Origin of the sequence: Streptococcus sp. UBA632, assembly GCF_002300045.1 — a bacterium.
In the GTDB taxonomy this organism is placed as follows: domain Bacteria; phylum Bacillota; class Bacilli; order Lactobacillales; family Streptococcaceae; genus Streptococcus; species Streptococcus alactolyticus.
Window position 1 is genome coordinate 4107 of sequence record NZ_DBPA01000060.1, and the last position, 9568, is coordinate 13674.

Below are 9568 nucleotides of genomic sequence, written 5' to 3' on the forward strand. Positions count from 1 at the left end.
CCCCATTGTTCCTTGATTGTTGTCGCGTATTCGTCCTTCCATTCCCAAACTTTGTCTAGGAATTTTTCACGACCAAGATCGTAACGTGAAATGCCTTCTTCAGCAAGACGGGCTTCAACTTTTGCTTGTGTCGCAATCCCAGCGTGGTCCATACCAGGAAGCCATAAAGTATCAAAACCTTGCATACGTTTTTGACGAATAATAATATCTTGCAAAGTCGTATCCCAAGCGTGACCAAGGTGAAGTTTACCAGTCACATTTGGTGGTGGAATAACGATAGAATAGGGATGAGCTTTCTTATCGCCAGAAGGCTTGAAAACATCCTCATCTAACCATTTTTGATAACGCCCAGCCTCAACCTCAGCTGGGTTATATTTGGGTGAAAGTTCTTTTGACATAATGTGTCCTTTCTACTTTTTTTCAATATCATTTAATTTTTGTAAAATAAGCTGCGCTGATTCACGAGCAGATAACTCTGTATTATTGATTTTATAATAATACTTAAGAAATTCGGGTGACTTCTCTGGATTAAACTGAGCAAAAGTCATCGTTGATAAAATATCCTTTTCAGACCATTCCAAATCACGTTTTACTGGTTTACACTGCAAACGATGTTCGGTGCGATTGCGCCGAAGCCGTTCTGTTAAATCCGTTTCAAGTTCGACAAACAAAACCTCTCTCTTAAACGAGTGAAAAACATCTTGAATTTGTCTCAAAAACGCAATGTCATTTGAATCATTAAAATCAATCACAACAGTAAAAATAATAGGTTGATTGCTCTGAGCAAAAGCTTCGAAAAAATTTAGTCTAATTTTCCGAATGAGTTCAGCAGAGATAGGTCCATATTCCATAAAACAGCTAACAAAATCAATGCTATCGTGATTATGAAACAAAGTCATATCAGTCATCTTTTCAATTTCTTGACCAATCGTCATCTTACCTGAAGCTTGTGCACCAATAATAACAAGATTCATCATCTCCCCTCCCACTCACTTTTCAGCAATCCATAGCGCAATAGGTCACAACGTTTTCCTTGTGCGTCTTTGCGGTCACGGATTCGAGCTTCGAGGGTGAAACCTAGTTTTTCAGCAATACGTTGGCTTGCTTTGTTGTAACCATAACATTCAATTTCAATTTTGTGGAGATTGAGTAGGGTAAATCCAACTTCCAACAACGCACGCGCAGCCTCTGTCATCAGCCCTTTCCCCCAATAATCTGGATGAAGAAGATAGCCCATCTCCAGAACATCATCTGCATGGCGATGATTGAAATCAACTGAACCAATGACTGTGTTTGTCCCTTTTAGGCAAATCCCATAACCAGACGGAATCTTTTGCTCCTCCCAGCGTTTTGGTAAGATATGCTCAAGATAATAGGCCTCCTCTTCTACCGTTTTCACAGGTGGGAAGCTTGCTCGCCAAGTCACTTCTGGCAAACTTGCATAAGCAAACACGTCCTTGGCATCTATGACCAAACGCTGTCGCAAATAAAGCCGCTCCGTTTCTACATCAGGCAGTTTCTCACCTTTTATGTGACCTAGAATGTTTATCATAATATCCCCTTTTCCCAATAAAAAACCGCCCCTGCCATACGACAGGGACGAACTTTTTATAAATCCGCGGTACCACCCACATTCGAGTGACTGGCACTCGCAACTTGTTTATTCAATTACACCCTTTCAGCAACCAGCCTTAACATTTGTACGGATTTCTCAACCACACCGCTCTCTGTGACAAATGGTCCTTAAGACACCTCTGAATGGTTTTATTTTATCAGATTTAGTCCGCTAACGCAATGCTTAGGCCTTAAAGGAAACACCATTTTCCTTTAACTTATTAACCGTCGCTGGACCAATCCCTTTAAAGGCCAAAACCTCTTTTTCACTAAACTTTTCAAAATCCAAGACTGATTGAATGCCTTCATTGTACAGCGTTTCAATCAATTTTGGTCGAATGCCTTCTACGGCAGAAATTGCTGAAAATTCTTCCAAACTAAGAGTTGCTTTTGAAACTAGTTTACTGGCCGCCTCAAGCGTTGATGCGGCTGCTGTTTTTAGCATTCCCGCACGCTTTAATTTCAACATATACTCTTTTTTTCGATTCTTTTTCTTTGCCATTATTAATAATTTCTCTCTCCTAAAAGATTATCTGGTAAATCATGGAAACCTTTGCCGGCTTTATAATTCGCAAATTTTCCTTGGATAAATTTGTAAGCGTCCAACTTACTTTCATAACGAATATAAGCATCCGCAGCACGCTCATCCTTGTCCTCTTCTACAATCTTGCGGCTTGCATCCATAGCCATTTCATTGATTGTGATTTGTGAATCTACCCAAGCTTCAAAGTCTTTTAAAAATTCTTGTTCGTAAGTCATAACTCCACCTCGTCTGATTTCCTAGCACATATTATATCAAAAGCATCGCAAAAAGAGAAGTTTGTAAGGGATTTCCATGCTATTTTGACATGAAAGAAGAACCATTTTCAGAAATCTATCTGTCCTTTTCATTTTTTAGGACAATAAAGTTTCCCAGTATATCACAAAAATAATATTTTTCAACCCTTGCAAAACACAAAATATAGTGTTAACATTTTAACCGTTCACAATATATTGTGTTTTTTGATATGCAGTTCCCACAAGAAATTGATTTTCTTGCGACTACATAGATGATTCTAACAGAAAGGAGCCAGCCATGACCAAAACCTAGCCCAGCCTGAGTGCTTAATTGTCAAACCAGTCCTAGATTTAGGACAACACAATCCTTTATTGATCAATAAAAAACGTTTTGGAGGTGCATTACCATCGTGATTATTCTAGCAGGAATGATAGGAGTTGGAAAAACGACCTATACTTCTCTTTTGGCCCAAGAACTAGGAACAACAGCTTTCTTTGAACCTGTTGAAAACAACCCTATTTTAGATAAATACTATGAAGACCCTGAAAAATACGGCTTTGCTTTGCAAATTTATTTCTTAAACAAACGCTTTGCTGCTATCAAAAAAGCCTACAAGGCTGATAACAATGTCTTGGACCGCTCGATTTATGAGGATGCTTTATTTACCTACATCAACACCCTTCAAGGTAGTATCAGCGACCAAGAATACCGTATTTACCTAGACCTTTTGGATAACATGATGGAGGAAATTGACGGACTTCCTAAAAAAGCACCTGACTTACTCATCTATCTTGAAGGCAGTTTTGACCATATCATGTCCAACATCAAAAAACGCGGACGTGAATTTGAACAACCTGACCACAACGAAGGGTTAACCGATTATTACAAACTTCTTCACTCACATTATAATAACTGGTACGATAACTACCAATACAGTCCCAAAATGAAAATCAATACTGATCACATCGATGTGACTAAATCAGAGGACTGGCAAAAAGTTTATCGCATGATCCGTCAAGAAATGAAATCAATTGGAATTGGAGATTAACATTTTTTGGACACACAACTTTCACTCAAACAATCATTTGACCTCGCTTGGGGTCGTTTTACTCTCAGAGAACGCCTCTTTGTCATTGCATCCTTTACTGTTTCACTTGGCTTTACGGTCTACGGTATCCTCTCAACTCTTTGGTTAGGGCAATTAGACATGATCACCATTCTTTCTATCATCATGTCTGTCTTTGGTTTTATTGGAACCTGGACCCTCGCCTTGCAATGGCAACACACTTTCAAAGTCAACGGCATTCAAAACCTTGCTGGAATCCTCGTTGCTGGGATGCAAGGCATCTATGGTGATATGTTTACCAGTCTTTATTACCTCATCACAGAATTTATCGGTAACAGCAATTGGAAAAAACGCCGCAACAAAGACGGCGAACTGGTGGTCGATAAAGGCTTTGGTGTTAAAGACGTTCTCATTGCTATCTTTTTCTGGACGATTGGGCTTGGTTTGCTCTCCTTTTGGATGGGCGGTCAACAAATCATCCTAGACGCTCTCACCAACGGACTTTCCTTCACCGCACAACAAAGACAAGTCAAAGGACACATTGACGGTTTTTACCTCTGGCTACTGGTTGACTTGCTCAGCTTTATTTTATTCATGGCGATTGGCAATCAAGTCGTTGCCTTTAGCTACTTTGGTATGTTTGCCCAAGGATCCGTCGGTATCATGATTTGGCAAAAAGGAAAAGGCGACAATGTCGCACTCCAAAACAAAAAAGCCTCCGAAGAGACTTTATAATATAATCATCTGCCACCACCGAGAATTGAACTCGGAACGGAGCATTACCATTGCTCTATTATACCATTTAACTATAGCGGCTACCATATAATAATAACACGACACGAAAACTTTCGCAAGCTTTTTTTACCAATTTGCTCAAAAAAGGGCACACCCCACAAGCATTTGCTTTTGTGGGGCTTTTTGGTATGCCTAAGAAAGATTTTGTTTCAAAATAGTGTGAATGGATTGGACAGGAGGAGTCAACTCAAGATGTTCGCCCAACATTTTTTCCATCCAAATCATGTCATACCAACGGTTGAATTTATAACCTGATGAATGAAAAGTCCCAACCAACTGATACCCCAAGGCTTGGTGAAATCCCGAACTATGATTGGTCAAATAAGCATCCTCAACCGCCGTCGATGCAATGCAAGCATTGAGGTTTAGCACACCCATTTGACGCAGATAATGCTCCAACTGCTGGTAAAGCAAACGTCCAAGCCCCTTATGACGCTGCCTGTGATCCAAATAAATCGTCATTTCCGCTGACCAAGCATAAGCAGGTCTGACATGAAAAGGGGCTGAATAGGCATAGCCCACAATCTGCCCAGCCTCTTCTGCAACCAAATAAGGGTAAAACGATTGGATATCCTGCATTCGCGCTGCAAATTCCTCCTGGCTGGGTACCTCATAATCAAAAGTCACAGCCGTTTCTTCCACGTAATAACGGTAAATCTCCCGCAGCCTTGACACATCTTCTAAACGAGCCAAACGAATCGTAGGCGTCATCTCCTGTCCTCCTCAACTGTTTTGTCACAGTATAACGAGAAAAACAGGACCTGTCAAAAGAAAGCTGACAAGCCCTGTTATAGTATCATTTCTTGCTTAATTTCACCACGGCTTCAGTCCGTGCCGTATGAGGAAACATATCCACTGACTGAATATATTCCACTTGGTAAACCTTCGTCAAAGCCACCAAATCACGCGCCAAGGTTGCTGTATTACAAGACACATAAACCATCTTGGCTGGTTGGTAACGCAAAATCGTTTGAAGCAATTTCTCATCCAAGCCTGTACGCGGTGGGTCCACAATTAAGGCATCCGCACGATAGCCTTCTTGGTACCACTTGGGAATAATATCCTCCGCACGACCAGCTTCGTAGTAAGTATTGTCAAAGCCCATACGCTGAGCATTCTTCTTCGCATCAGCAATCGCTTCTGGAATAATATCCATGCCTCGAACACTCTTGACCTTATCAGCAAAGGCAAAACCAATCGTCCCCACACCACAATAAGCGTCAATAATATGGTCATTTTCAGAAACATCCAAGGCTGCCACAGCTTGCCCGTACAAGACCTGCGTTTGCTGGGGATTTAGCTGGTAAAAAGCTCGTGGTGACAATGAGAACTGATAATCCAAGACCTCTTCTTCAATCGTAGCACGTCCCAAAATGATTTCCGTCTTATCTCCGTAAATCTCACTTGATTTGGAACGGTTAAGATTGACCGCAATGCCTTGAATTTCCTCAAATTCCGCCGTCAAGGTCTTAATCACTGGCGCCAAGAAAAGTTCACGACTGGTCACAAAAATGAGCTGTACCTGATTCGTCGCCATTGCCTTACGAATCATCACCGTCCGCACACCTGCAGTTCGACGCTCATCGTAAATTGGAACTTGGTATTTTTCTAACAATGCCACCACACGATTGATAATGGCTTGCGTCAACTCATCCTGCACCAAACAATCTTTGATATTAACCAAACGATGACTTCCCTCTTGGAACAAGCCTGCTTTGACATTTCCTTTAAACGCACGCGTTTGAAATTGCAATTTAGCACGGTAATGATAAGGAGTATCCATGCCTATCGTGTGACGAATGTCATAATTCTCATAACCCGCAGGTTTGAACTTTTTCAAGGCCTGCCTAATCAAATCATCCTTAAACTCCAACTGCTTGTCATACTGCAAATGCATGATCTGACAACCGCCACACGCATCATAAATAGGACACGGTGCCTGCACACGAAAAGGCGAGGTTTTGTTGATAGTCAAAAGCCTAGCCTGAGCAAAATTGCGTTTCACAGCCGTGATTTGACAAAAGACATCTTCACCTTTTAAGGCACCTGGCACAAAAACCAAGGTCTTTTTATAAAAACCAATACCTTCCCCGTTGATTCCCATACGCTTGATTTTCAAAGGAATTTTTTGCTTTACTTTCACATTCATTGTTGACTAAATGTAACTCCTGCTTTCTTCAATTTTTCTAAAGTGGCTTTTCCAAAAGTTGGCAAGGCAAAAGAGCCGTTTCCGTCAAAAGTTGAAAATTCTGAATCCCGTAAATACCATTTAAGGCTAATACACTAAGCTGCTTGGACGATAAAAAAGGCAAGTGGTCCAAATCATCGTCACTATCAGCCACATTAGTGGTCACGTAAGCATTCAAATAAGCTTGAATGTAGGTCGATGCCGTCAGCAAAAGCGGTAAAATAGGGGAAAAAGCGAAGTAAAGACTCTCTTCGCAATTAGCTGAGCACTCCTCCCACGTTTCAGCCTCCATGACACGACCTAACGGAAAGATATCTTGCTCACAAAAAGCGAGAAAATCCGTCACTTGCACACAAAAGCCCACTAATAATTGTGATGCATCGGCATGATAGCCGCCTAAAATGGCGGCTACCAAAAGTGATACTTGCATTCGCACATCTGCTGCATAGGATGTACAACTATTAACAAAAGCTTGCGCTTCATCATAGCGCGACATGAGGACATAAAGAGCCAGAATCTCATAACGACAAGTCAGACCATCTGCCCTATCCACCTGATAAATGGCTAAAAAGTGGTCCAAAGCCTTTTAATAAAGCCCATGTTGCTTACACAAAGCAGCCAAATCCAACTTAACCGTCAAATAAGGGCGGCTTTTCTCATTGTCCCAAGTCCTGTCCGCCAGCGCTGACCAACTAGGAAAAAGACGCTCCTCTGACCGCTACAAATCATACAGGTCTTCCATCAAATCCCAACCTGATAAAAGGCCAGCGTCAACAGTCCCATCAAAAATGCATTCAGCAGATGCATTGGCATTTTCTTCATCAAACCAATCCAAAGAGCCTTCAGCCTCCTCAAAAACCTGACTTTGCCGATATTGGTCCAAATGGATTACCTTATCTTTTCCAACCATAGCCACCTCTTTTTAGAAAAATGCCTTTTCTTATCTCTATTCTACCATTTTTGCTATAATTAAAACTATGAAAATCACCAAAATTGAAAAGAAAAAACGCCTTTATTTGATTGAGATAGACGGTTCTGACAATCTTTATGTCACAGAAGATACCATCGTTCATTTTATGTTGAGCAAGGGCATGAGCCTAGATGACGCCTTACTAAAGGACATTCAAAGCTTTGCCCAATTTTCTTACGGCAAAAACCTCGCCCTCTACTACATTTCCTTTAAGCAACGCACTGTAAAAGAAGTCAAACAGTACCTTGAAAAACACGAGATTGACACACGTTATATTCCCGATATCCTTGACAATCTAATAGCAGAAAATTGGCTAAATGACCAGCAATATGTTGAAAACTATCTGGCTCAAAATCTCCATTCAGGCGACAAGGGACCTTATATCCTAAAACAAAAACTCATGCAAAAAGGGATTGATACACAAGTCATTGAACAGGGCTTAGCCCAACTTGACTTCTCAGAAGTGGCAGAAAAAACTGCCAAAAAACTGCTCAAAAAATACCAGAGCAAACTTTCTAGTAAGAGTCTAACAGACAAAATCATCCAAAACTTGATGAATAAAGGTTTTTCCTATGACGAAGCCAAAACCGCCTTTGAAAAACTTGATACCGACAAAGACGAAGAACAAGAGCAGGAGCTTCTCTATCAAGCCCTAGACAAACAACACCGCAAATTAAGCAAAAAATACGATGGCTATGACCTCAAACAACGCCTTATCCAACATCTCATGCGTAAAGGGTTTGCTTATGACGACATCCAAACAGCACTTCGAGATTATTTGTCGATTTAATGGCATTTCTAAGTGATTTTTTCAGAAAATTATGATAGACTATAACAGATAAGTTTAATTGTAGAAAGTTGGTAAGGCATGAAATTACCTAAGGAAGGCGACTTTATTACAATTCAAAGTTATAAGCATGATAAGAGTCTGCACCGTACATGGCGCGACACAATGGTACTAAAAACAACAGATACAGCCCTTATAGGAGTGAACGACCACACATTAGTGACAGAAAGTGATGGCAGACGCTGGGTGACACGCGAACCCGCTATCGTCTATTTTCATAAAAAATATTGGTTTAATATTATTGCTATGATAAGAGATAACGGAGTTTCCTACTACTGCAACCTTGCCAGTCCATACGTTCTGGACGAAGAAGCTCTAAAGTATATCGACTATGATTTAGATGTCAAGATTTTTGCCGATGGCGAAAAAAGACTGCTTGACGTTGATGAGTACGAGTTGCACAAGCAAGAAATGGGGTATTCACCAGACATTGATTTTATTTTAAAAGAAAATGTTAAGATACTCGTTGATTGGATAAATAACGGTAAAGGACCTTTTTCACAAGCTTATATTAACATTTGGTACAAACGTTATCTTGAACTAAAGAATCGTTAAAGTTGCAAGCATCCGAAAGGATGCTTTTACAGTATTAGTGGAGGTGTTCTATGGCATTTGAAGACACAAAGAAACGTTCTGTCAGTTTTGGAGTAGCAACCAGCATCCCATTTGAAATTATTGAAACACTCTGGGATTTATTGGACAATTACCTAAAAACCGTTGTCCAGCTAGACTCTATCCTATCCTTTCACTTAAAAAACAACCACAATAACATCGCAATCGAATACTTCAACAGTAATCAAAACCTTTCCATTACCTTTGATTACAATTTCCCCTTTGATGAGTTTTTCCCAAGTACTGTTTATATCATGGATCAAGCAGGAATGGAAACACTCCTCCTTCCATACGAATTAGATTAGCTATTAGTTTAATTCTTTATATTACCACAGTAAAAGTTCTATTTTATAGGACTTTTTTTATTAATCCCCACCCATCTAACTCTAATGGATGGTTTATTGTCACGTACCTTACGGAGCGTGACGGACTGAAAGTCACATAATAAAAAAGAAGATTGACTAACAACCTCCTCAACTCGTTTAAAATAATAGTCCGTACGGGATTCGAACCCGTGTTACCGCCGTGAAAAGGCGGTGTCTTAACCCCTTGACCAACGGACCATATTATTAAATGAATGGGCACAAGTGGACTCGAACCACCGACCTCACGCTTATCAGGCGTGCGCTCTAACCACCTCAGCTATAAGCCCTAATTTTTTGGTCGAGGTGAAGGGACTCGAACCCCCGGCCCCATGG

The 9568-nt window shown here is 40.6% G+C and carries 14 protein-coding genes and 3 tRNA genes; 5 read left to right on the top strand and 12 right to left on the bottom strand.

Annotated elements, in window-relative coordinates; genetic code table 11:
- The 5 genes from B3473_RS06940 to B3473_RS06960 form a co-directional block, all read right to left on the bottom strand.
- Positions 1–398 (bottom strand): class I tRNA ligase family protein (locus tag B3473_RS06940; RefSeq protein ID WP_293678412.1); only part of this gene is annotated, 398 nt, incomplete at its 3' end.
- A gap of 12 nt (positions 399–410) precedes the next feature.
- Positions 411–974, bottom strand: a complete 564-nt coding sequence (locus tag B3473_RS06945; RefSeq protein ID WP_293678426.1) for a shikimate kinase — start codon at positions 972–974, stop codon at positions 411–413.
- A complete protein-coding gene (locus B3473_RS06950; RefSeq protein WP_154454485.1) occupies positions 974–1552 on the bottom strand; it encodes a GNAT family N-acetyltransferase in 579 nt (192 codons plus the stop codon). The genes B3473_RS06945 and B3473_RS06950 overlap by 1 nt, the downstream gene beginning before the upstream one ends.
- A gap of 246 nt (positions 1553–1798) precedes the next feature.
- The gene (locus B3473_RS06955) at positions 1799–2116 is read right to left on the bottom strand and encodes a helix-hairpin-helix domain-containing protein (RefSeq protein WP_154454486.1); all 318 of its coding nucleotides are present in this window, start codon (positions 2114–2116) and stop codon (positions 1799–1801) included.
- 2 nt (positions 2117–2118) lie between these two features.
- Positions 2119–2373 carry a DUF1912 family protein gene (locus B3473_RS06960; RefSeq protein WP_168261229.1) on the bottom strand — a complete coding sequence of 85 codons (255 nt, stop codon included), beginning with the start codon at positions 2371–2373 and terminating at the stop codon, positions 2119–2121.
- 428 nt (positions 2374–2801) lie between these two features.
- On the opposite strand from B3473_RS06960, the gene B3473_RS06965 reads away from it, so the two are divergent.
- Together B3473_RS06965 and B3473_RS06970 are read left to right on the top strand one after the other, a co-directional pair.
- The gene (locus tag B3473_RS06965) at positions 2802–3440 is read left to right on the top strand and encodes a deoxynucleoside kinase (RefSeq protein WP_167829256.1); all 639 of its coding nucleotides are present in this window, start codon (positions 2802–2804) and stop codon (positions 3438–3440) included.
- A 6-nt stretch (positions 3441–3446) separates the two neighbouring features.
- The gene (locus B3473_RS06970; RefSeq protein ID WP_168261227.1) at positions 3447–4193 is read left to right on the top strand and encodes a nicotinamide mononucleotide transporter family protein; all 747 of its coding nucleotides are present in this window, start codon (positions 3447–3449) and stop codon (positions 4191–4193) included.
- A gap of 10 nt (positions 4194–4203) precedes the next feature.
- Here B3473_RS06970 and B3473_RS06975 read toward each other — a convergent pair.
- The 5 genes from B3473_RS06975 to B3473_RS06995 form a co-directional block, all read right to left on the bottom strand.
- A tRNA-Thr gene (locus B3473_RS06975) sits at positions 4204–4274 on the bottom strand.
- A 111-nt stretch (positions 4275–4385) separates the two neighbouring features.
- On the bottom strand, positions 4386–4964 hold the full coding sequence (locus tag B3473_RS06980) for a GNAT family N-acetyltransferase (protein ID WP_154455496.1): 579 nt from the start codon (positions 4962–4964) through the stop codon (positions 4386–4388).
- Positions 4965–5049: 85 nt separating this feature from the next.
- Positions 5050–6402, bottom strand: a complete 1353-nt coding sequence (gene rlmD / locus B3473_RS06985) for a 23S rRNA (uracil(1939)-C(5))-methyltransferase RlmD (protein ID WP_154455495.1) — start codon at positions 6400–6402, stop codon at positions 5050–5052.
- A gap of 37 nt (positions 6403–6439) precedes the next feature.
- Positions 6440–7021 carry a hypothetical protein gene (locus tag B3473_RS06990; RefSeq protein ID WP_154455494.1) on the bottom strand — a complete coding sequence of 194 codons (582 nt, stop codon included), beginning with the start codon at positions 7019–7021 and terminating at the stop codon, positions 6440–6442.
- A gap of 138 nt (positions 7022–7159) precedes the next feature.
- Positions 7160–7351, bottom strand: coding sequence for a hypothetical protein (locus B3473_RS06995; RefSeq protein WP_154455493.1), 192 nt, complete (start codon positions 7349–7351; stop codon positions 7160–7162).
- Between the two features lie 67 nt (positions 7352–7418).
- Between B3473_RS06995 and recX the strand changes: the two genes are divergently transcribed.
- The 3 genes from recX (at position 7419) to B3473_RS07010 (ending at position 9175) form a co-directional block, all read left to right on the top strand.
- Entirely contained in the window at positions 7419–8201 is a 783-nt protein-coding gene (gene recX / locus B3473_RS07000; RefSeq protein WP_154455492.1) for a recombination regulator RecX, read from the top strand.
- 78 nt (positions 8202–8279) lie between these two features.
- Positions 8280–8813, top strand: a complete 534-nt coding sequence (locus B3473_RS07005; protein WP_154455491.1) for a nucleoside tri-diphosphate phosphatase — start codon at positions 8280–8282, stop codon at positions 8811–8813.
- A 50-nt stretch (positions 8814–8863) separates the two neighbouring features.
- Positions 8864–9175 (top strand): DUF960 domain-containing protein, encoded by a 312-nt coding sequence (locus B3473_RS07010; RefSeq protein WP_154455490.1) that lies wholly within the window; start codon positions 8864–8866, stop codon positions 9173–9175.
- A gap of 186 nt (positions 9176–9361) precedes the next feature.
- On the opposite strand, the gene B3473_RS07015 is transcribed toward B3473_RS07010, so the two are convergent.
- A tRNA-Glu gene (locus B3473_RS07015) sits at positions 9362–9433 on the bottom strand.
- Positions 9434–9448: 15 nt separating this feature from the next.
- Positions 9449–9522: transfer RNA gene (locus tag B3473_RS07020), tRNA-Ile, on the bottom strand.
- Positions 9523–9568: the final 46 nt, after the last annotated feature.